The organism is Paraburkholderia sp. SOS3, assembly GCF_001922345.1.
Taxonomy (GTDB): domain Bacteria; phylum Pseudomonadota; class Gammaproteobacteria; order Burkholderiales; family Burkholderiaceae; genus Paraburkholderia.
Genome location: NZ_CP018811.1, coordinates 819,984 through 840,082 on the forward strand (window position 1 = coordinate 819,984; position 20,099 = coordinate 840,082).

The window sequence follows — 20,099 nt, forward strand, 5'->3', positions numbered from 1 at the left end:
GCGATTCGAACGGAACGTCATGCTTGCGGGTCGCTCGTCGCCGTTTGCGCGAACAGCGGTTTCAGTTGCCGGTACAGCGCGCGGTAATGCTCGAGGCGCCGGCGCAGCACCGCATGCCGCTGTGGATTCGGCGTGAACTCGATCTCGACAGGCGGTTTGGTCAGCACCTGCGCGGGGTCGCCGCCGGCCGCGAGCCAGCCAAGACGAGCCGCGCCCAAAGCCGCGCCCGTTTCGCCGCCGCCATGTTTGCGCGTATTCGTATTGAGCGCGTCCGCGAGCAGTTGGCCCCAGTAGTTGCTGCGCGCGCCGCCGCCGAGCAGCGACAACGCGTTCGCTTCGGTGCCGGCCGCTTTCAACGCGTCGAGCCCGTCGGTCAATGCGAGCGTGACGCCTTCGAGCACCGCGTAACCGAGCAGCGCGCGATCGGTCGCATGCGTCATGCCGAAGAACACGCCTTGCGCATACGGGTCGTTATGCGGCGTGCGTTCGCCCGACAGATACGGCAGAAAGATCGGCGCATGCGTGAGCGCTGCTTCGGGCAGCGCTTCGATTTCGGGCAGTAGCGACGTCTCGTTCGTGCCGGTCAGCTTGCAGACCCAGCGCAGGCAGCTCGCTGCCGACAGTACGACGCTCATCTGATGCCAGCGATGCGGAATCGCATGACAGAACGCATGCACGGCCGACTCGGGGTTCGGCCGGAAGCTGTCGCCGATCACGCACAGCACGCCCGACGTGCCGAGCGACACGAAACCGTCGCCCGGTTGCGTCGCGCCGATGCCGATCGCGCTCGTCGCGTTATCGCCGCCGCCGGCCGCCACGACGACCGGTTCGCGCAAGCCGAGTTCGCGCGCGAGCTCGGGCTTCAACATGCCCGACGGCGCGCTGCCTTCCGCGAGAGCCGGCATGTGCGCGCGCGAAAGATTGCACGCGGCGAGCAACGAATCGGACCAGTCGCGCTTCGCAACATCGAGCCACAACGTGCCGGCCGCATCCGATGGATCGGACACCTTGCCGCCCGTCAGTTGCAGACGCAAGTAGTCTTTCGGCAGCAGCACGCATGCGGTCTGCCTGAAAATCTCGGGCTCGTGCCGCGCGACCCACAGCAGTTTCGGCGCGGTGAAGCCCGGCATGGCGAGGTTGCCGGCCACACGATGCAGTTCGGGCGCGCGCTCGGTCAGCTCCGCGCACTCTTCGACGCTGCGCATGTCGTTCCAAAGAATGGCCGGCCGCAGCACGCGGTCTTGCGCATCGAGCAGCACGGCGCCGTGCATCTGGCCCGACAGGCCGATGCCGCGAATCTGCGCGAATTCGCCGGGGTGCCGCTCGCGCAGCGCGAAGAGCGCGGCGCGCGTGCCTTCCCACCAGTCGACCGGATTCTGCTCGGACCAACGCGGATGCGGGCGCGACACGGTAAACGGTGAGCCCGCGGTGCCGATCACGCGTCCGTCGGACGCGAGCAGCAGGACTTTTACTTCGGACGTGCCGAGATCGATGCCGAGATACATGTGCGCGGTACCTTCGTCGATAAAGATGCGCTACTTTAGCCGCATGCGGCGGCCGATGCCATGCGCGTTAGACCTTAAACGCGTCCTTGAACGTGCTCTTAAACGCGTTTCTCGAGCCATGCGTCGACACGCGCAAGGGCCGCGCGCACCGTGTTCTCGAGCTGCGGCGTCTGCGCCATGCGGCCCCACAGCAGCCGGTCCGCGCAGTACGCCTTGAGCGGGTCGGCGGCCGCGAAGAAACTGCGCGCGACCTTTTCGTCCATCACGCCGTCCTGGTATGTGTACGGCAGCTTGCCTTGCTGCCAGCGGTCGAGAAAGCGGAAGAACAGCGCGGGCAGCATCGCGGTCGCGGCCGGTGTCTTGCCGCGCGCGAAGGTTTCGGAAAGCGTCGGCGCGATAAAGCCGGGAATCTTCGAAAAGCCGTCGGCCGCGACGCGCTGGTTCGTGTCCTCGATAAACGGATTGCTGAAGCGCTCGAGCACGACATCGCGATAGCGTCCGAGGTCGATCGGGCTCGGCGTGAGACACGGAATCACGTCTTGCGTCACGTAGTCGTGCGCGAACTGCTGGATCTCGCGGTCGATCGTGCCTTCGTGGATATAGCGCAAGCCGATCAGCGTGCCCGCCCACGCGATGCAGCTATGCGTCGCGTTCAGGATGCGGATTTTCGCCTCTTCATAAGGCACGACCGAGTCGACCAGTTCCGCGCCGACTTTTTCCCACGCGGGGCGCCCCGCGCAAAACCGGTCTTCGATCACCCACTGGATAAACGATTCGCCCATCACCGGGCACGCATCGTCGATGCCGGTCGCCGCGCGCACGCGCTCGCGCACATCGGGCGTGGGCCGCGGCGTAATGCGGTCGACCATCGAACTCGGGCTCGCAGTGTTCGCATCGAACCACGCGCGCAGCGCGGTCGCGCCGCGCCGGTCGAGAAACGCGGTCATGCCCGCGTGAAAGCGGTGGCCATTGCTGCGCAGGTTATCGCAGGTCTGCAGCGTGACCGGACCGGCGTCGCGCTGCATGCGCGCTTCGAGAATCGCGGCGAGCGCGCCGTAGATGGTCGTGCGTGCGCCGTTCAGATCGGCCGCGAGGTCGGGGTTCGCCGTATCGAGGTGATCGTGTTCGTCGAGGTAATAGCCGCCTTCGGTGACGGTGAACGAGATGATCTTGCATGCCGGATCGGCACCCGCCTCGATGAGCGCTTCGAGATTTGCCGACCAGGGCAGCACGCGCGTGATCGAATGAATCGCCTCGTAGGCGCGCTCGCCTTGCGGGGTGACGGTCTCGAGCGTATAGGCGCCGTTTTGCGCAGCCAGCGCGTCCATCACGGCATTCATGTCGCTGCGGATATTGCCGACGGAAAGCGACCAGTGCGGCTCGCCTTCGACGCGCGCTTCGTTGAGCCGGTGCAGATACCACGCCTGGTGCGCGCGGTGAAACGAGCCTGCGCCGATATGCAGGATCACGTGCGCATTCGCGCCGCTGCCGCTCGGGACGCTGTTCATGATGTGTCTCCTAAGTCTTTTCTGCGCGTGGCCGTGGGTGGGCGCGGCCCGCGTCGATTTCGTGCTGTATGTGTTGCCGGTGCTGCGAAGCGGGTCAGTGCGCGAACGAGCCATGCGTTACGCGCCCGATGGAGCGGACGCGCAAACGGACCGGTAGCCGAGCCGGTAAGCAGATTCGCAAACCGGATTCACAAACCGGCTCGCACGCGGAGCATTTGCTCAGTTTGTGAACTTATGATCGTATTCGCTGCGATGAAAGTCAAGGCGGCGCGACGAGGTTTTCGTGCGGCGGTGCGGCATGAAGGCGCAGACAGGCAGGCGTGCGCGGGGCTAAAGCACCGTACGGACGTGCCACAGTTCGGGAAACAGCACGACGTCGAGCATCTTGCGCAGGTACGACACACCCGGCGTGCCGCCCGTGCCTCGCTTGAGGCCGATGATCCGCTCGACCGTCGTCACATGCCGGAAGCGCCATTGGCGAAACTCGTCTTCGAGGTCGACCAGTTCTTCGGCCATTTCGTACAGATCCCAATGCCGGGACGGATTGCGATACACCTGCAGCCACGCGGCCTCGACGCTCGCGTCGTATTCGGTCGGCTTCGTCCAGTCGCGCGCGAGACGTTCCGGCGCGATCGCGAGGCCGCGCCGCGCAAGCAGGCGCACCACCTCGTCGTAGAACGACGGCGCGTCGAACAAGGCGCGAATCGCTTGCATCGCTTCGGGCCGTTGCGTATGAAGCGTCAGCATTTCCGCGTGCTTGTTGCCGAGCAGAAATTCGAGTTCGCGATACTGGAACGACTGAAACCCCGACGAACCGCCGAGGTACGGCCGCATCGACGTGTATTCGGAAGGCGTCAGCGTTGCCAGTACGTCCCACGCCTGGACGAGCTGCTCGAAGATGCGCGACACGCGCGCCAGCATCTTGAACGCGCGCGGCAGCTCGTCGCGATGCACGGCGGCGAGCGCGCCGCGCAGTTCGTGGAGCGCGAGCTTGAGCCATAGCTCGCTTGTCTGATGCTGGATGATGAACAGCATCTCGTTGGAGTCGGGCGACAGCGGGTGCTGCGCGGACAGCAGCGTATCGAGCGACAGGTAGTCCGAATAGGTCATCGATCCGGGCGCAGCGCCGGCTTTGCCGGCCTCCCGGCCGGCGTCCTCGCCGGTGCGCTCGCCGTTGTCGTTGCCGTCGCCGGCAGCCATATGCGGCGCGTGCGGACTACGCTGTGCATGCGCCCTGGGCTGCGCGTGCGGCTCGCTCGGGCGCTCGTCGTCCTGCAGCTTCATCGGGTCGGTGACCATCGTATGCTCCTCGTCTGCGGCTTGGACTTGCTGCTTGGACTTGCTGCCTGGACTTGCCGCGCGATCTGCCACGCTGCGCTGCTTGCCCGTTCACGTCACCGCGGTGCGCTGCGCGAATTCCGCGGCCCGCCAGGTTTCGTTCGCGAGCACGTCGCGCAGCGTCTCGACGGCGTCCCATACATCGACGTAGCGTGTGTAGAGCGGCGTACAGCCGAAGCGCAGCACATGCGGCTCGCGATAATCGCCGATCACGCCGCGCGCGATCAGCGCCTGCATCACTTCATAGCCGTTCGGATGCGCGAAGCTCGCCTGCGAACCGCGCTGCGCATGCTCGCGCGGCGTGATCAGACGCAACGGAAACGCATCGCAGCGCGTTTCGACGAGTTCGATGAAGAGGTCCGTCAACGCCAGCGATTTCCGGCGAATCTCGCGCATGTCCGTTTGCAGGAACACGTCGAGGCCGCATTCGACGAGCGCCATCGAGACGATCGGCTGCGTGCCGCTCAGAAAGCGGCCGATGCCGTCCTCGGGTTCGAAAACCGGGTTCATCGCGAACGGCGCGCGGTGTCCCCACCAGCCGGAAAGCGGCTGCGCGAAGACATTCTGATGCCGGTGCGGCACCCAGACGAAAGCGGGCGAACCGGGACCGCCGTTCAGATACTTGTACGTGCAGCCGAGCGCGCAGTCCGCGCCGACGCCGTTCAGATCGAGCGGCACCGCGCCCGCCGAATGCGCGAGGTCCCAGAGCGCGAGCGCGCCTTTCTGGTGAATCAGTTGCGTGATAGCGGCCATATCGTGCATATAGCCGCTGCGGTAGTTGACGTGAGTCAGCATCGCGACCGCGGTGTCCGCTTGCAGCGCGGCAGCCAGTTCGGACGGATCGTCGATCAGACGCAGCTCGTACGCGCCGTCGAACTGTGCGACGAGGCCTTGCGCGATATACAGATCGTTCGGGAAGTCGCCGCGCTCGGCGACGATCACGCGCCGTTTCGGATCGCGTTGCTGCTGAAAACGCAAAGTGGCCGACAGCAGCTTGAACAGGTTCACCGAAATCGAATCGGTGACGACGATTTCGTTGTGCGCGGCGCCGACGAGCGGAGCAAGCTTGTTGCCAAGGCGCTTCGCGAGCGCAAACCAGCCCGCCGTGTTCCAGCTGCGCACGAGTCCTTCGCCCCATTCGGCCGCGATCACGACCTGCGCGCGCTGCGCGGCGGCCGCGGGCGGCACGCCAAGCGAATTGCCGTTCAGATAGATCGTGTCGGCAGCGAGCGCAAACTGCGCGCGCAGCGGCGCGAGCGGATCGCTTGCGTCGAGGGCTACGGCTTCGTCTCGGGTATTCATGGTGGCTCCGTCCCTCACAGTCGGTCGCATCGATCGGCAATCGCTTCGTCAGCCATGCGGCTTCGGGCGCGATGCGCCGTTCAGCGCACGCAGCACGGCACGTACCGGGCTCGCATCGAGCGTCGTCAATTTGAGCGGCAGCGCGATCAACTCGTAGTCGCCCGCTTCGACATCGTCGAGCACGATGCCTTCGAGGATCGCCATGCCGTGTGCGCGCACGCGCAAGTGCGCGTCCATCGTTTTCGAGTCTTGCGGATCGAGCGACGGGGTGTCGATGCCGATCAACCTGACGCCGTGCGCGGCCAGCAGATCGATTGTCGCCGGTGCAACCGCGCAGAACGCACGGTCCCATTCGTGCAGCGGCGCGTGCGCGTAAGTACGCAGCAACACGCGGGCCGGGACGTCGCCGAGCGCCGCCTGAACGTGTTCCGGCGTGACGAGCGGCGCCGCGCCGATGCAATGAATCACGCGACACGGGCCGAGATACGCGTCGAGCGGAACCTCGCCGATTGCCGCGCCTTCGGGGTCGTAGTGAAGCGGCGCATCGGTATGCGCGCCGGTATGCGGCGACAGCGTCAGCCGGGCGACGTTGACGGGCGAACCCGCTTCGATGCGCCAGACCCGTTCGATGCCGACCGGCGTGTCGCCGGGCCAGACGGGCGTGGTCACATCGACTGCAGGCGTGATGTCCCACAATGCGCGGCTGCCACGGTGTTTTTTTGCTGTCGTATCCATGATCTCGATGATAGGCCGGCCCGCACGAAATAGGGTTGCGAAAAAAACTCGTTATTTCCGCTTGTTTGGAACATAATTTGGCAAGAACGGGAAAGGGAGACCGAAAATGAACGCGATCTCGCTCGACGCCACCGATTGCCGTATCTTGACGGTGCTTCAGCACGAAGGACGAATCAGCAATCTCGATCTGGCGGAGCGAATCTCGCTGTCGCCGTCTGCCTGTTTGCGGCGATTGCGCCTGCTCGAAGAACAGGGTGTCATCGAACGCTATCGCGCGTGCCTCAATCGCGAAGTGCTCGGCTTCGAACTCGAAGCTTTCGTGCAGGTATCCATGCGCAACGAGCAGGAAAACTGGCACGAGCGTTTTGCGGAAGCGGTGCGCGAGTGGCCCGAAGTGATCGGCGCGTTCGTCGTGACGGGCGAGACGCATTATTTACTGCACGTGCTCGCGCATCATCTCAAACACTATTCGGATTTCGTGCTGACGCGCCTCTACAAGGCGCCAGGCGTGCTCGATATCCGCTCGAATATCGTGCTGCAGACGCTAAAAGAAGATTCAGGCGTGCCGGTCAGCCTGCTGCCGGGCGTGAAGACCTAGCGCGAGCGGCGCGAGTGGCGCCCGCGCGCACGTTACAGCGGCTTGAGCGTATGGAATTCGCCGTTCTGGAATACGAGCGGCCCGGCCTGCCGCGCATCGTCGCGCACGCCGCAGCGCTCCACCTCGCCGACGAAAATCACATGGTCGCCTTCTTCATAACGGCTGCGGTTATGGCACTCGAACCACGCCAGCGCGCCGTCCAGCACCGGCATGCCGCTGTCGCCGGCCGCATGCGAGACACCCTCGAACCGATCGCCCTTTAGCGTCGCGAAGCGTTTGCACAAATCCAGTTGCGATGCGGCGAGCACATTGACCACATAATGGCTATTCGTGCGGAATACCGGCATCGACGCCGAGCGCGTGGCCAGACTCCAGAGCACAAGCGGCGGCGACAGCGAAACCGAATTGAACGAACTGGCGGTGATGCCGATGAGCGCGCCCGTCGGCGCGCGAGTCGTGACGACGGTGACGCCAGTGGCGAATTCGCCTAATGCGCTGCGAAACGCGGCGGCGTCGAAATTGGGCGGCACGGCGCGTTTCATCGGTTCGGGAACCCCTGCGATGTTTGCGCCTCGCGAGCGGTGTGTTCCGCGTGAATGGAAAAAACTGGATTGAAGGTCATGTAGATTTTCTGCGAATTGACCCAATTTTAGCGGAATCGCGCGGCCATCCCGCCAAGGCCCTACGATTGCGTAGCAAGCTTCGTGCGGCGCAATGCGTGCGTGGAACAGTTGGTGCATCAGTCGCAAGACAGAACTCGATCAAGGAGCGAGCAGCATGAGTCAGTCAGTCGAAACCGCCACGCTGGGCGGCGGATGTTTCTGGTGTCTCGAAGCGGTCTACCTCGACGTCGACGGCGTCGTCTCGGTGGAGTCCGGTTACGCGGGCGGCCACGTCGACCATCCGTCGTACGAACAGGTGTGCGACGGCAATACGGGCCACGCGGAAGTCGTGAAGGTCGAGTTCGATCCGTCGAAAATCAGTTATCGCGAGATTCTCGATATCTTCTTTGCGATTCACGATCCGACGCAGTTGAACCGCCAGGGTAACGATGTCGGTACGCAGTACCGGTCGGTGATTTTTACGCACTCCGATGCGCAGCGCGATACCGCGTTGCAGGCGATTCGCCAGATCGGCGCGGAAGGCATTTACGACGGCCAGCTCGTCACGCAGGTGCTGCCGCTGGACGGCAATTACTGGCCGGCCGAGGCCTATCATCAGAACTATTTCGCGCAGCATCCGAATCAGGGTTATTGCTCGTTTGTCGTCGCGCCGAAAGTCGCGAAGTTCCGGCAGAAGTTCGTGCACCGGATCAAGAGCAGCCGCGCGTAAGTGCAAGCGGGCGCGCGTCGTTTCGAGGCGCGCGTGCTGCGTTCGTCCCGCGTGGTTGCGTCACGCGCCGGCGGTGGCCGGCGCAGCGCTTTCCGCCGTGCTTTCCGCTGTGTTTTCCGCTGTGTTTTCTTCACGCAGCCGCACACATGCGGCTGCAATCTCGCGCCCGAGCTCGATGCAGCTTAGCGGCGCCGAACCCTCCGCCTTGTTGTTCACCGCAATCAGCACCGGCTGGCCCGCGATCGCGTAGCGCGCCGCGAGTTCGGCGAGCGCCGTGCGCGTGGCCGGGTCTTCGTCGACGAGTTTGTCGAACGGATCGTATTTCGCCTTCGCCTGTTCGTACCTGAAGCCGCTGTGCAGGCTCCAGCGTACGATCAGCGGGCCGGCCGGCACTTCATCGAGCAGCGCGAGCGCGGCCGCCTGCCGCAGCGTGTCCGGCATTCGCGCGTGCAAGCCGACGCAATAGCGGACGCCCGCCGCTTTCAGCATGCGGATAAAGCGCGGCGTCAGCACGCATGCGTCGCGGATTTCGACTGCATAGCAACTGCCTTCGGGCAGCACCGGCAGCGCGGCAAAAAACGCGGCAAGCCGCTCGATCAGTTCCGCCGGCTGCGCGAGCATCGCATCCGGTAGCGGCGAGAACTGGAACACGAGCGCGCCGGCTTTCGCGCCGAGACCGTCGATGCACGGCCGCACGAATTCATCGGTTGCAAGCTGCGCGTTCAGAAAACATGGGTTCGGCGATACGGACTCGCCGCGTTCGGCGCGCACGGTCGCGTCGGTGACGAGCGCGGGCGCTTTCACGATAAAGCGGAAGTGCTCGGGCACCTGTTGCGCATAGCGCAGATATTCGGCGAGCGTGAGCGGCGTGTAGAACGAACGGTCGATGCTGACCGTGCGTAGCAGCGGATGCGCGCCGTACGCGCTCAGGCCGTCGCGCGACAGCTTGCTGTTGCTGTAGTCGTCGCCATAGACGATGCCGCGCCAGCCCGGAAACGACCATGTCGATGTGCCGAGATGCACATGAGGCGGCAGTCCGGCGGCGATGGCGATTGTTTCGGCGTCGGGTTCGGCGGCGAGTACGCCTTTGGCGCGGGGCTTCCTCGGTTCTGCCGAAGCGGGTTGCCGAGCCGCTTCCGCACGAGCGGGCGCATGGTCTGCCGCTGCGCCGAACATATCGAGCTGGGCGGCAGATACGTTGTCGTCGCGTTCGTGGTCGCGGGGGCGCGCCGGTTCTTCCATCGATCGTTATTGCATTTGTGCAAGCGCCGGATCGCGTCTACGACGCGTCCGGCGCATCAGATGCTTCACGGTTGCATGAACGTGCATGACGTGAACCGCATTACGCTTGCAAAGCGGACTTCGTCAAGGCAACCGCTCAAAGCGGCGTGTCGTAAATATACCGGCGCGACCACGGCAGCGTCTTCGCACTGCGCCCAGCACGTCGGCATATCACCTGGTAAAGCGACACGTCGTCGTGTTCGAACGCATACGAGCAGCCCGCGAGATACACACGCCAGATGCGGAATTTCTCGTCGTCGACGAGTTTCTTCGCCTCGGCCGCTTTCGCCTCGAAGTTCTCGGTCCAGATATCGAGCGTGCGCGCGTAGTGGCGGCGCAGGCTTTCGATGTCGATCGCCTCGATGCCGCCGCGCTGCATCGATTCGAGCACGAGACCGATATGCGGCAGTTCGCCGTCCGGGAACACGTAGCGGTCGATAAACTCGCCGCCGCCCAGCGACGTCTCGCCACTGTCCGCATCGCTCGAGGTGATGCCGTGATTCATCGCGACACCGTCTTCGACGAGCAGATCGTGGATCTTTTTGAAGTAGGCAGGCAGATTTTTGCGCCCGACGTGCTCGAACATGCCGACGCTCGTGATGCGGTCGAATTGTCCTTCGACATCGCGATAGTCCTGCAGGCGAATTTCGATCTTGTCCGAGAGGCCCGCGGCCTTCACGCGCTCGGTCGCGAGATCGAACTGGTTCTGCGACAACGTGACGCCCACGCACTGCGCGCCGAACTTCTGCGCCGCGCGCAGCACGAGCGCGCCCCAGCCACAGCCGATATCGAGCAGCCGCTGGCCCGGCTGCACCTGGATCTTGCGCAGGATATGGTCGATCTTCTTCAACTGCGCGGTGCCCAGATCTTCGTCGCCGTTCTCGAAGTACGCGCACGAGTACACCATGTTCTCGTCGAGCCACAGCTTGTAGAACTCGTTCGATACGTCGTAGTGGTACTGGATCGCCTTCTTGTCCGACGACTTCGTGTGATTGAAGTAGCGCGTCACGCGCGCGAGCTTGCTCGTATTCGTGACCGTGCTGCGCGCAAGCGAATAGCCGATGTCGATGACGTCCGAAAGCTTGCCCTCGATGTCGATCTTGCCTTTCACATAGGCCTCGCCGAGATTGTCGAGGCTTGGGTCGAGCAGCAGCGGCATGGCCGACGCGCTATTCACTTTCAACGTCACCTGCGGCTCGGTGAACTGGCCGAAGTCGTGTTTCTGACCGTCCCATAGCACGAGACGGGCGGGCAGGTTGGATGTTGTCCGCACTTCGTCGACCCACTGCGCGAGCTTCTTTTCCCAGAACATGCGATCTCTCCGTATCCTTTGAATCAAAGCAAAGCCTGCCGAATCGGCCAACGCCTGCGGATGCCGTGCAGCGTGCGCGGCGGTGAGCGCGATCCGGACGGCGTATGCGGCCGCTTGCAAATACTTGCAGCCGCGCCCTCTTGCCGGTATTGCCGGTCTTACTATGTAAAGCTTGAGATCAGGACGACATCACAGCCACACGCGCGCGGCCACATTCGCGGTCGCACGGTCGTATTCATGGCGCGAGGCGAGCGATGCGCCAGGCGCCGCTGCCGCCGTCGCGCGTGTAGCGCATCCGGTCGTGCAGCCGCGAAGGCCGGCCTTGCCAGAATTCGATCGCTTCGGGCACCACGCGATAGCCACCCCAGTGCGGCGGGCGCGGCGGATGGTCGCCATAGCGCGCGATGATTTCGCGTTCGCGGGCCTCGAGCGCAGCGCGGCTTTCAATTTCCTGACTTTGTTCCGATGCCCATGCGCCAATTCGCGATTCGAGCGGCCGCGACGCGTAATACGCATCGCTCTGCGCGGCGCTTGTCATTTCGACGCTGCCCTCGATGCGCACCTGGCGCTCGAGTTCGATCCAGTGGAACAGCAGGCTCGCGCGCGGGTTATCCGCGATCTCGCGCCCCTTGCGGCTCTCGTAATTGGTGAAGAACACGAACCCGCGCGCATCGACGCCTTTGATCAGAACGATACGTGCCGACGGATGGCCGCGCGAGTCGACGGTGGCGAGCGTCATCGCATTCGGCTCGGGCAACTGGGCCTTGATCGCTTGAGCAAACCACTTTTCGAACTGGCGGATCGGGTCGCGATCCAGATCGGCTTCGTCGAGCGAGCCGAGCGAATAGTTTTTTCGAAGTTCAGCAAGTGAGCTCATGTTGTTATGCAAGCGCTACAGTGGGGCCAGTATAGCGAAGGACGCATTTTCTTGTAGCCAACCCGATCAATAAGTCTGTTTACTGTGGCGCGGAAATGATCGGCAGAACCGGGCGTTCGCGAAGGGCCGACCGCCCAATGCGATACGAGCGGCTGCGTCACGTCGCCATAATCGTGCCTGGAGCGACCGGCGCAGCAGCGGGCGCGGAAATCGGCCATTGCCCGATCAGGCAGAATAGAGCCTTCGCACGCTTTTGCGTATGTTTTGGCCTTCGTTTCCGCGCCGGCTTGCGCCTCCATGAGCCGTCGCAGTTTGCCTAATCTCAAGCCGATCATGTCAGCCTCTCACGTCGCCGCGCCTATCGATGTTACTACCAGCCACACCGGTGCAGAAGCCGACCGCGCGCGGCGCTTCGGCGGCATCGCGCGGCTCTACGGCGCGCCGGCGCTTGCGGCATTCGAGCGCGCGCATGTGGCGGTGATCGGCATCGGCGGCGTCGGGTCGTGGGCTGTCGAGGCGCTCGCGCGCAGCGCGATCGGCACGCTGACACTCGTCGATCTCGACAACGTCGCCGAAAGCAATACGAACCGGCAGATTCACGCGCTCGACGGCAACTACGGCAAGCCGAAGGTCGATGCGATGGCCGAGCGCATCGCGCTGATCGATCCGCAATGCGACGTGCGCGTGGTCGAAGACTTCATCGAACCCGGCAATTTCGACAGGGTGCTGGGCGGCGGCTTCGATTATGTGATCGACGCGATCGACAGCGTGCGGACTAAAACCGCGCTGATCGCATGGTGCGTCGAGCGCGGACAGCCGCTCATCACGGTAGGCGGGGCGGGTGGTCAGCTCGACCCGACGCGCATTCGCATCGACGACCTCGCGCAGACCATTCAGGATCCGCTGCTATCCAAGGTGCGCGCGCAATTGCGCAAGCAGCACGGCTTTCCGCGCGGGCCGAAGGCGAAGTTCAAGGTCAGCGCCGTCTATTCGGACGAGCCGCTGATCTATCCGGAAGCCGCCGTTTGCGATATCGACGAAGAAGCCGAGCATGTCGCGACGTCGCCGGGGCATGCGGGGCCGGTTGGGCTCAACTGTGCGGGGTTCGGCTCGAGCGTTTGCGTGACCGCGAGCTTCGGGCTCGCGGCCGTTTCGTATGTGCTGCGCGCGATTGCGCAGCGGGTTGCGGTTTAGCCGGCAGCTCGAGCCACTGCCTGAGTTTTGAGAAGGCCGCGCGGCGAAATCAGAACAGCGACGCGCTAAGCTTGCGCCGCCATTTCGCCACCAGCTCCGGGTTGTGTGCCGCGAGATCGAACACCGACAGCATCGTCTTGCGGCCGATGTCTTCGCGGAAGTTGCGATCGCGTTTGACGATCTCAAGCAACTGCTCCAGCGCCCCTTCATATTTATGGCGCGCGATAAATGCGCTCGCCAGATCGAAACGCGCTTCGAGATCGTCCGGATGCTCGGCTACTTTTGTTTCGAGCGCATCGGTTGGCGGCAGGTCGGCTGCGGCGTCGAGCGCATCGAGGCGCGTCTTGATCGCGTTGAAGCGCGCATCGATGCCCTGCGTCGTTTTCGGCGACAGCAGGCCGATCTGCTGTTTCGCTTCGTCGACGCGGCTGTCCGCGAGCAGCAGCTCGATCAGGTCCATGCGCGCGTCTTCAAAACCCGGATCCAGCGCGAGCGCTTCTTTAAGGAAATCGTAAGCCGTGTCGCGTTGACCTTCCGCGACAGCCGCGGCGGCGGCGGCGCGCGCCGCTTCCGCGCCATTCGGCACGAGCCGGTCGAGAAACGCGCGCAACTGGCCTTCGGGCAGCACGCCGATAAACTGATCGACGGGCCGGCCATCGGCGAATGCCACGACGTGCGGGATGCTGCGCACCTGGAAGTGCGCGGCGAGTTCCTGATTTTCATCGACGTTGACCTTGACGAGCTTCCATTTGCCGTCGTATTCGGCTTCGAGCCGCTCGAGCATTGGGCTCAAACTCTTGCAAGGCCCGCACCACGGTGCCCAGAAGTCGACCAGCACCGGCGCGAGCGTCGAACCGGCGATTACGTCTTTTTCGAAAGTGGCCAGTGTGGTGTCCATCGCATCCTCGTCGTCAAACTGTTCAGCAGGTTAATCGGGCGCATGAATCGGGCGCATGAAACGGCCGCATGAAAATGCGGGGAATAATTGTAGGCAAAAAGCGCCGATTCAATATCGTATGACCAGCAAGCGGCTTGCCTTGCCGCGTTCGGAGACAGGTTCCGGCGCCGCTTCACTTTCTCACCGGCAGCGGAATCCATTCGGTTTCGCCGGGCACCTGGCCCATTTGCTGATTCGTCCACGCCTCTTTCGCGCGTTCTATCTTGTCGCGCGAGCTCGAGACGAAATTCCATTCGATGAAGCGCTCGCCTTCGAGTTTGTCGCCGCCGAGCAGCATGACGGTCGCGCCGTCGCGGCTCGCGAGCGTCACGGTCTCGCCGGGCGCGAGCACGGCCATCTGCTCCGGTTCGAGCGGTGTGCCGTCGATCGACAGATCGCCTTCGACGAGATACACGCCGCGTTCGTCGTGTTCGGGCTCGAGCGCAAGCGCACCGCCAGGCGCGAAGCGCGCCGCGACGTACAGCGTGCCCGAGAACGTGCGCGCGGGCGCAGTGTGGCCGAACGCGGTGCCGGCGATCACGCGCAGCGTCACGCCGTTGCGCTCGAACTGCGGCAGCGTATGCGCCGCATGATGCTCGAATGACGGCGCGCAGTCTTCGTCGGCGCGCGGCAGCGCGACCCAGGTCTGGATGCCGTGCACGCGCGAACCGCGTGCACGTTCTTCGTCGGGCGTGCGTTCCGAATGAACGATGCCGGCGCCGGCCGTCATCCAGTTGACGTCGCCTGGCACGATCTTCTGTTCCGAGCCGATACTGTCGCGATGCATGATCGCGCCGTCGAACAGATAGGTGACGGTGGCGAGTCCGATATGCGGATGTGGACGCACGTCGAGGCCGGTGCCAGCCGGCAGCGTAGCCGGGCCCATATGATCGAAGAAGATGAACGGACCGACGAGCCGTGCGGCCATTGCCGGCAGCACGCGGCGCACGGCGAGGTTGCCGATATCGCGCAAGTGGGGCTTCAGAACCGCTTTGATCGATGAGGGCGATGAGGACATGGTGACGGACGCTCGGTCGGTGGGGCGGGATGGTCATTCTACTGCCCGAAGGTTCCATCACGCAGGCATCGCGTGCGTCGGCATGCGCCGTTTCGCGCTTACGTCATCCGGCTCTTCGCGAGCGGCGGGTTCGCCGCGAAATAGCGCTTGATGCCGTTCATGATCGCGTTTGCCATGCGGTCGCGATACGCGTCGTCGTTGAGGCGCCGCTCTTCGTCCGGGTTGCTGATGAATGCGGTCTCGACGAGGATCGACGGAATATCGGGCGCCTTCAGCACCGCAAACCCAGCCTGCTCGACCGAGCCCTTGTGCAGCTTGTTGACCTCGCCGACTTCCTTCAGCACGAAGGTGCCGTAGCGCAGCGAGTCGCGAATCTGGGCAGTGGTCGACATATCGAAGAGTGCGCGGTTCACCGCCGCGTCGGTCGACTTGATATTGATGCCGCCGATCTGATCCGACGAGTTCTCCTTGTTCGCCATCCAGCGCGCCGCGGCGCTCGATGCACCGTGCTCCGACAGCGCGAACACCGATGAACCGTGTGCTTCGGGCGTCGTAAACGCGTCGGCGTGAATCGACACGAAGAGGTCCGCGCCGACGCGCCGCGCCTTCTGCACCCGCACGTTGAGCGGCACGAAGAAGTCCTGGTCGCGCGTCATCATTGCGCGCATGTTCGGCTGCGCGTCGATCTTCGCGCGCAGCTTCTTCGCGATATCGAGCGCGACGTGCTTCTCGTACGTGCCGCCGCCGCCGATCGCGCCCGGATCTTCGCCGCCGTGGCCGGGGTCGATCGCGACCGTCAGCAGCCGCACGGTGTTGCTCTTGCCCTTCGGCGTGGTGAAGGTGTAGGTGTCCTCGGCGTCGGTGTCCGCGCTGTTGTCGTCGTTGCGCGCGAGGGCCGACGGCGGCTGCGCCGGCTTCGCGGGCGCGTGCGGCGCCGGGTTGATGCGTGCCTGCGCCTGCGCTTGAGTGCGCGGCGCGAGCGGCGCGCCAGGCGCCGCCGCGGACGGTCCCGAAGGCGCGGGCGTGTCGTTTTGCGCGTATTTCTGGAAGAACGCGTCGCTGTTGTCCGCCGAGGCGGGCGGCGACGACGGACCGTTGAGCGTCGCATTCGGCGGCGCGCTTTGCTCCTGCAGACGCTGCTCCTTGCGCTCGGTCTGCGCGAGCAGATCCATCAGCGGATCGGGCGCGACGGCCGGGTACAGGTCGAACACGAGCCGGTACTTGTACGAGCCGACCGGCGTGAGCGTAAAGACTTGCGGCTTCACCGAGCCCTTGAGGTCGAACACCATCCGCACGACATGCGGTTGATACTGACCGACGCGCACCGATTGAATTTGCGGATCGTTCGGCGCGATCTTCGACACGAGGTCTTTCAGCGCCTGGTCGAGGTCGAGACCGTTCAGGTCGACGACGAGCCGGTCCGGGCCTTGCAGCAATTGCTGGCTCGTCTGCAGCGGCTGGTCCGATTCGATCGTCACGCGCGTGTAGTCGCGCGCGGGCCAGACGCGCACGCCGAGCACCGAGCTTGCCCATGCGAGGCGCGGCGCCGATACCGAGAGGCCCAGTACGAGGGTCGAGGCGCCGGCGCGCAGAATCTGGCGACGCCGCCAGTTGTGCGTAGCGGTGGCGGCGGATTCGATCGAGCGGAACGGTTTGATCAACATCTTTCGAGACATGCTTTTCCTGGTTCGCTATACGCCCGGGCGGTCAACCTGCGTCCGTCGCCTTCCACGTCGAGCGAGAAGACGAGATCCGGCACACCGAGCAAAGCGCCTGCACGCTGCGGCCATTCGACGAGACAGATCGCACCGCTGTCGAAATATTCGCGAAAGCCCGCATCGGCCCATTCGGCCGGATCGTTGAAACGGTACAGATCGAAGTGATAGACCGCGAGTTCCCTGCCGGCATTGCCGTTGGGCTCCGCGCGGGACCCCGTGTCGGGCAATTCGACCGTATACGGCTCGACGAGCGTATAGGTCGGGCTGCGTACGCGGCCGGTGTGACCGAGTGCGCGAAGCGTGGCGCGCACGAGCGTGGTCTTGCCGGCGCCGAGGTCGCCGATCAGTTGCACCTGCAAACCCTTGAACGCGTACTCGCCTATGCGCCGTTCGCTGCGCACGGCTTCGAGCGCGCGCGCGAATCGTTCGCCGAATGCCGCGGTGGCGGCTTCGTCCGCGAGCATCGTGGTGCGCTCGAGCAGGACGTCGGCAGCAGGCAGTGTCGCGTGATCGGGTTGAACGGGCATTCTCGTAAAATGACGTGATGGACCGAAGCCAGCAGCATCCCGTTTCCGGCACGCCCGACTCCACCGGCGGCCCGCGCGCGACACATCGTCTTGCACATCCTTTCGATGCAGCCGATGAAGCCGCGCTGGCTGCGCTCGCGTCGCGCATCAAGACGTGGGGACGCGAGCTGGGTTTCGGCGAGGTGGGTATCAGCGATACGAACCTCGCGCATGCCGAAGCGGGCCTCGCGGCATGGCTTCACGCGGGCTGGCACGGCGAGATGGATTATATGGCCAAACATGGGATGAAACGTGCACGGCCTGCCGAGCTTGTGGCCGGAACGCTACGCGTGATTACCGCGCGAATGGCTTATTTGCCCGCTTCGACAGATGCCGGAAAGGGTGGTGAAAGCGGGCGTGAAAGCGGGCATGTCCGTGCCGAACCGGCTCGTGCTGCGGGTCGAACACCGAGCGCGACGTTGAGCGGGAAACAGCGCGCAGCACTGCCGGGCGAGCCTGATTGGCGCAGTCGCGAGTACGCACGCCTTGCCGATCCGGCGGCGGCCGTCGTGTCGATCTACGCGCGCGGCCGTGACTATCACAAGGTGATGCGTAACCGTCTGCAACAGCTGGCAGAGTGCATCGAGGCCGAAATCGGTCCTTTTGGTTTTCGCGTGTTCACCGATTCGGCGCCCGTGCTCGAGGTCGAGCTCGCGCAGAAAGCCGGCGTCGGCTGGCGCGGCAAGCATACGCTGCTGTTGCAGCGCGACGCGGGGTCGCTGTTCTTTCTCGGCGAGATCTATGTCGATCTGCCGCTGCCGACCGACGCGCAAAGCGCGCCCGAGCGCGCGCCGCAAACCGCGGGCGCGCATTGCGGCCACTGCACGCGCTGCATCGAGGCGTGCCCGACCGGCGCGATCGTCGGACCGTACAAGGTCGATGCGCGACGCTGTATCTCGTATCTGACGATCGAGCTGAAGGGCAGTATTCCCGAGGATTTACGGCCGCTGATCGGCAATCGTATTTACGGCTGCGACGACTGCCAGCTCGTGTGTCCATGGAACAAGTTCGCGAAGGCGGCGCCGGTCGCGGACTTCGATGTGCGGCACGGGCTCGAACGCGCATCGTTGACCGAGCTGTTCGGCTGGAGCGCGGCGGATTTCGATACGCGGATGCAAGGCAGCGCGATTCGACGGATCGGCTACGAATGCTGGCTGCGCAATCTCGCGGTCGGCATGGGCAATGCGCTGCGTGCGGACCCGGCCACGCTTGCGCCGCATGTGCGTGCCGGTATTGTCGATGCGCTGCGCGGCCGCGCCGACGATTCCTCGCCGCTCGTGCGCGAGCACGTGCAATGGGCGCTGGAGGCGGCGTAGCGTGTCGAGGCTCGCGAGCGGTGAAAGGGCTCAAGCGTGTGACGGTCGCTGTCGCGCGCCGGCGCGCTCGCGCATGATGCGGGTAACAGGCGCGGCATTTGGGAGGAAACGTTCATCATGTACAACGCTGTGATCGATGCGCCGTTCGGCAAGATCGGCATTCGTGTCGAAGCAGGCCATGTGCGCGAGATTGTCTATCTGCCGGCCTCCGAGCAAAACGTCGAGCCCGACACGGCGCTCGCGAAGGAAGCGGTCAGGCAGATCGAGCGGTATCTCGAGCGCGCCTCGGCGACATTCGACTTGCCGCTCGCCGCGCGCGGCACGGCGTTCCAGCAGCGCGTGTGGCGGGGCATCAGCGCGATTCCGGCCGGTGCCGTGCTCACTTACGGACAGCTCGCGAAGGAGATCGGCAGCGTGCCGCGCGCAGTCGGCCAGGCCTGCGGGTCGAACCCGCACCCGATTGTCATTCCGTGCCATCGAGTGGTGGCGTCGGGCGGTATCGGCGGCTTTGCGCATCACGGCGACGATGGCTATTACCGCAAGGTCAAGCGCTGGCTGCTTGCTCACGAAGGCGTGAGTGACCTATGAGCGACGCCGTGATCACCGACTCGACGGGCGCCCCGGTGGCGTCGCCATTGTTCCAGACGAGCAGCGCCTCGATCGATGCGTTCTGCGACGCGTTGTGGCTCGAGCATGGCCTGTCGCGTAACACGCTCGATGCGTATCGGCGCGATTTGCGATTGTTCGCCGAATGGCTCGCGGCGACGCGCAGTGCCTCGCTCGACACGGCCGGCGAGGCCGACCTGACCGCCTATAGCGCGGCGCGCCAGAAGGACAAGTCGACTTCCGCGAACCGGCGCCTGTCGGTATTCCGGCGCTACTACGCGTGGGCGGTGCGCGAGCATCGCGCGTCCGCCGATCCGACGCTGCGCATCCGTTCGGCAAAACAGCCGCCGCGTTTCCCGTCGACGCTGACCGAAGCGCAGGTCGAGGCGCTGCTCGGTGCGCCCGATATCGATACGCCGCTTGGTTTGCGCGACCGCACGATGCTCGAGCTCATGTATGCGAGCGGGTTGCGCGTGACCGAGCTCGTCACGTTGAAGACCGTCGAGGTCGGTCTCAACGAGGGTGTCGTGCGTGTGTTGGGCAAGGGTGCGAAAGAGCGGCTGATTCCATTCGGCGAAGAGGCGCACGGCTGGATCGAGCGGTATCTGCGCGATTCGCGGCCGGCGCTGCTGGGCGTGCGCCCGGCCGATGCGCTGTTCGTCACGACGCGCGCGGAGGGCATGACGCGCCAGCAGTTCTGGAACATCATCAAGCGCCATGCGGCCGCGGCCGGTGTGCATGCGCCGCTGTCGCCTCATACGTTGCGACACGCGTTCGCGACGCATCTGCTGAATCACGGAGCGGACTTGCGCGTCGTGCAGCTGCTGCTCGGGCATACCGATATTTCGACGACGCAGATTTATACGCACGTCGCGCGCGAGCGGTTGAGGTCGCTGCATGCGGCGCATCATCCGCGAGGGTGAGCGGGGGTGGCGGGTCGTGCCGGGGGAGCCGGT

The 20,099-nt window shown here is 64.5% G+C and carries 19 protein-coding genes; 6 read left to right on the plus strand and 13 right to left on the minus strand.

Features of this window, described 5'->3' with window-relative positions; all coding sequences use genetic code 11:
- Nucleotides 1-17: 17 nt before the first annotated feature.
- The 5 genes from xylB to kynB form a co-directional block, all read right to left on the minus strand.
- Entirely contained in the window at nucleotides 18-1,505 is a 1,488-nt protein-coding gene (xylB, locus tag BTO02_RS03730; RefSeq protein ID WP_075155895.1) for a xylulokinase, read from the minus strand.
- Between the two features lie 98 nt (nucleotides 1,506-1,603).
- Complete coding sequence (gene dalD, locus BTO02_RS03735) at nucleotides 1,604-3,013, minus strand: D-arabinitol 4-dehydrogenase (RefSeq protein ID WP_075155896.1); 1,410 nt, start codon at nucleotides 3,011-3,013, stop codon at nucleotides 1,604-1,606.
- A 330-nt stretch (nucleotides 3,014-3,343) separates the two neighbouring features.
- Entirely contained in the window at nucleotides 3,344-4,312 is a 969-nt protein-coding gene (gene kynA, locus BTO02_RS03740) for a tryptophan 2,3-dioxygenase (protein WP_075155897.1), read from the minus strand.
- A gap of 90 nt (nucleotides 4,313-4,402) precedes the next feature.
- The gene (gene kynU / locus BTO02_RS03745) at nucleotides 4,403-5,653 is read right to left on the minus strand and encodes a kynureninase (protein ID WP_075155898.1); all 1,251 of its coding nucleotides are present in this window, start codon (nucleotides 5,651-5,653) and stop codon (nucleotides 4,403-4,405) included.
- A 48-nt stretch (nucleotides 5,654-5,701) separates the two neighbouring features.
- Nucleotides 5,702-6,388, minus strand: coding sequence for an arylformamidase (gene kynB / locus BTO02_RS03750; protein ID WP_075155899.1), 687 nt, complete (start codon nucleotides 6,386-6,388; stop codon nucleotides 5,702-5,704).
- Nucleotides 6,389-6,494: 106 nt separating this feature from the next.
- Here kynB and BTO02_RS03755 point away from each other — a divergent pair, with 106 nt between their 5' ends.
- On the plus strand, nucleotides 6,495-6,986 hold the full coding sequence (locus BTO02_RS03755) for an Lrp/AsnC family transcriptional regulator (RefSeq protein WP_075155900.1): 492 nt from the start codon (nucleotides 6,495-6,497) through the stop codon (nucleotides 6,984-6,986).
- 32 nt (nucleotides 6,987-7,018) lie between these two features.
- On the opposite strand, the gene BTO02_RS03760 is transcribed toward BTO02_RS03755, so the two are convergent.
- Nucleotides 7,019-7,528: a flavin reductase family protein gene (locus tag BTO02_RS03760; RefSeq protein WP_075155901.1), complete on the minus strand. Its 510-nt coding sequence runs from the start codon at nucleotides 7,526-7,528 to the stop codon at nucleotides 7,019-7,021.
- A 235-nt stretch (nucleotides 7,529-7,763) separates the two neighbouring features.
- Here BTO02_RS03760 and msrA point away from each other — a divergent pair, with 235 nt between their 5' ends.
- A complete protein-coding gene (msrA, locus tag BTO02_RS03765; RefSeq protein ID WP_075158563.1) occupies nucleotides 7,764-8,318 on the plus strand; it encodes a peptide-methionine (S)-S-oxide reductase MsrA in 555 nt (184 codons plus the stop codon).
- A 60-nt stretch (nucleotides 8,319-8,378) separates the two neighbouring features.
- Here the strand turns inward: msrA and BTO02_RS03770 are convergent, their stop codons facing one another.
- From BTO02_RS03770 to pdxH, 3 genes are all read right to left on the minus strand, one after another.
- The gene (locus BTO02_RS03770; RefSeq protein WP_075155902.1) at nucleotides 8,379-9,560 is read right to left on the minus strand and encodes a DUF72 domain-containing protein; all 1,182 of its coding nucleotides are present in this window, start codon (nucleotides 9,558-9,560) and stop codon (nucleotides 8,379-8,381) included.
- Between the two features lie 136 nt (nucleotides 9,561-9,696).
- Nucleotides 9,697-10,911 carry an SAM-dependent methyltransferase gene (locus tag BTO02_RS03775; RefSeq protein ID WP_075155903.1) on the minus strand — a complete coding sequence of 405 codons (1,215 nt, stop codon included), beginning with the start codon at nucleotides 10,909-10,911 and terminating at the stop codon, nucleotides 9,697-9,699.
- A 235-nt stretch (nucleotides 10,912-11,146) separates the two neighbouring features.
- Nucleotides 11,147-11,788: a pyridoxamine 5'-phosphate oxidase gene (pdxH, locus tag BTO02_RS03780; RefSeq protein ID WP_075158564.1), complete on the minus strand. Its 642-nt coding sequence runs from the start codon at nucleotides 11,786-11,788 to the stop codon at nucleotides 11,147-11,149.
- Between the two features lie 333 nt (nucleotides 11,789-12,121).
- Between pdxH and BTO02_RS03785 the strand changes: the two genes are divergently transcribed.
- The gene (locus tag BTO02_RS03785) at nucleotides 12,122-12,982 is read left to right on the plus strand and encodes a tRNA threonylcarbamoyladenosine dehydratase (protein WP_075158565.1); all 861 of its coding nucleotides are present in this window, start codon (nucleotides 12,122-12,124) and stop codon (nucleotides 12,980-12,982) included.
- Nucleotides 12,983-13,031: 49 nt separating this feature from the next.
- Here the strand turns inward: BTO02_RS03785 and trxA are convergent, their stop codons facing one another.
- From trxA to tsaE, 4 genes are all read right to left on the minus strand, one after another.
- The gene (gene trxA / locus BTO02_RS03790) at nucleotides 13,032-13,880 is read right to left on the minus strand and encodes a thioredoxin (protein ID WP_075155904.1); all 849 of its coding nucleotides are present in this window, start codon (nucleotides 13,878-13,880) and stop codon (nucleotides 13,032-13,034) included.
- Between the two features lie 172 nt (nucleotides 13,881-14,052).
- Complete coding sequence (locus tag BTO02_RS03795; RefSeq protein ID WP_075155905.1) at nucleotides 14,053-14,937, minus strand: pirin family protein; 885 nt, start codon at nucleotides 14,935-14,937, stop codon at nucleotides 14,053-14,055.
- A gap of 98 nt (nucleotides 14,938-15,035) precedes the next feature.
- Entirely contained in the window at nucleotides 15,036-16,613 is a 1,578-nt protein-coding gene (locus BTO02_RS03800; RefSeq protein ID WP_075155906.1) for an N-acetylmuramoyl-L-alanine amidase, read from the minus strand.
- Nucleotides 16,595-17,182 (minus strand): tRNA (adenosine(37)-N6)-threonylcarbamoyltransferase complex ATPase subunit type 1 TsaE, encoded by a 588-nt coding sequence (gene tsaE / locus BTO02_RS03805; RefSeq protein ID WP_075155907.1) that lies wholly within the window; start codon nucleotides 17,180-17,182, stop codon nucleotides 16,595-16,597. The genes BTO02_RS03800 and tsaE overlap by 19 nt, the downstream gene beginning before the upstream one ends.
- Nucleotides 17,183-17,199: 17 nt before the next feature.
- Here tsaE and queG point away from each other — a divergent pair, with 17 nt between their 5' ends.
- From queG to xerD, 3 genes are all read left to right on the plus strand, one after another.
- Nucleotides 17,200-18,537, plus strand: a complete 1,338-nt coding sequence (gene queG / locus BTO02_RS03810; RefSeq protein WP_075155908.1) for a tRNA epoxyqueuosine(34) reductase QueG — start codon at nucleotides 17,200-17,202, stop codon at nucleotides 18,535-18,537.
- 117 nt (nucleotides 18,538-18,654) lie between these two features.
- The gene (locus tag BTO02_RS03815; protein ID WP_075155909.1) at nucleotides 18,655-19,125 is read left to right on the plus strand and encodes a methylated-DNA--[protein]-cysteine S-methyltransferase; all 471 of its coding nucleotides are present in this window, start codon (nucleotides 18,655-18,657) and stop codon (nucleotides 19,123-19,125) included.
- On the plus strand, nucleotides 19,122-20,066 hold the full coding sequence (gene xerD / locus BTO02_RS03820; RefSeq protein WP_075155910.1) for a site-specific tyrosine recombinase XerD: 945 nt from the start codon (nucleotides 19,122-19,124) through the stop codon (nucleotides 20,064-20,066). The genes BTO02_RS03815 and xerD overlap by 4 nt, the downstream gene beginning before the upstream one ends.
- The last annotated feature ends 33 nt before the right edge of the window (nucleotides 20,067-20,099 follow it).

Excerpts from the sequence above, each read along its gene's own strand:
- xylB (WP_075155895.1), bottom strand. The coding sequence starts at position 1,505 with ATGTATCTCGGCATCGATCTCGGCACGTCCGAAGTAAAAGTCCTGCTG.
- dalD (WP_075155896.1), bottom strand. The coding sequence starts at position 3,013 with ATGAACAGCGTCCCGAGCGGCAGCGGCGCGAATGCGCACGTGATCCTG.
- kynA (WP_075155897.1), bottom strand. The coding sequence starts at position 4,312 with ATGGTCACCGACCCGATGAAGCTGCAGGACGACGAGCGCCCGAGCGAG.
- kynU (WP_075155898.1), bottom strand. The coding sequence starts at position 5,653 with ATGAATACCCGAGACGAAGCCGTAGCCCTCGACGCAAGCGATCCGCTC.
- kynB (WP_075155899.1), bottom strand. The coding sequence starts at position 6,388 with ATGGATACGACAGCAAAAAAACACCGTGGCAGCCGCGCATTGTGGGAC.
- BTO02_RS03755 (WP_075155900.1), top strand. The coding sequence starts at position 6,495 with ATGAACGCGATCTCGCTCGACGCCACCGATTGCCGTATCTTGACGGTG.
- BTO02_RS03760 (WP_075155901.1), bottom strand. The coding sequence starts at position 7,528 with ATGAAACGCGCCGTGCCGCCCAATTTCGACGCCGCCGCGTTTCGCAGC.
- msrA (WP_075158563.1), top strand. The coding sequence starts at position 7,764 with ATGAGTCAGTCAGTCGAAACCGCCACGCTGGGCGGCGGATGTTTCTGG.
- BTO02_RS03770 (WP_075155902.1), bottom strand. The coding sequence starts at position 9,560 with ATGGAAGAACCGGCGCGCCCCCGCGACCACGAACGCGACGACAACGTA.
- BTO02_RS03775 (WP_075155903.1), bottom strand. The coding sequence starts at position 10,911 with ATGTTCTGGGAAAAGAAGCTCGCGCAGTGGGTCGACGAAGTGCGGACA.
- pdxH (WP_075158564.1), bottom strand. The coding sequence starts at position 11,788 with ATGAGCTCACTTGCTGAACTTCGAAAAAACTATTCGCTCGGCTCGCTC.
- BTO02_RS03785 (WP_075158565.1), top strand. The coding sequence starts at position 12,122 with ATGTCAGCCTCTCACGTCGCCGCGCCTATCGATGTTACTACCAGCCAC.
- trxA (WP_075155904.1), bottom strand. The coding sequence starts at position 13,880 with ATGGACACCACACTGGCCACTTTCGAAAAAGACGTAATCGCCGGTTCG.
- BTO02_RS03795 (WP_075155905.1), bottom strand. The coding sequence starts at position 14,937 with ATGTCCTCATCGCCCTCATCGATCAAAGCGGTTCTGAAGCCCCACTTG.
- BTO02_RS03800 (WP_075155906.1), bottom strand. The coding sequence starts at position 16,613 with ATGTCTCGAAAGATGTTGATCAAACCGTTCCGCTCGATCGAATCCGCC.
- tsaE (WP_075155907.1), bottom strand. The coding sequence starts at position 17,182 with ATGCCCGTTCAACCCGATCACGCGACACTGCCTGCTGCCGACGTCCTG.
- queG (WP_075155908.1), top strand. The coding sequence starts at position 17,200 with ATGGACCGAAGCCAGCAGCATCCCGTTTCCGGCACGCCCGACTCCACC.
- BTO02_RS03815 (WP_075155909.1), top strand. The coding sequence starts at position 18,655 with ATGTACAACGCTGTGATCGATGCGCCGTTCGGCAAGATCGGCATTCGT.
- xerD (WP_075155910.1), top strand. The coding sequence starts at position 19,122 with ATGAGCGACGCCGTGATCACCGACTCGACGGGCGCCCCGGTGGCGTCG.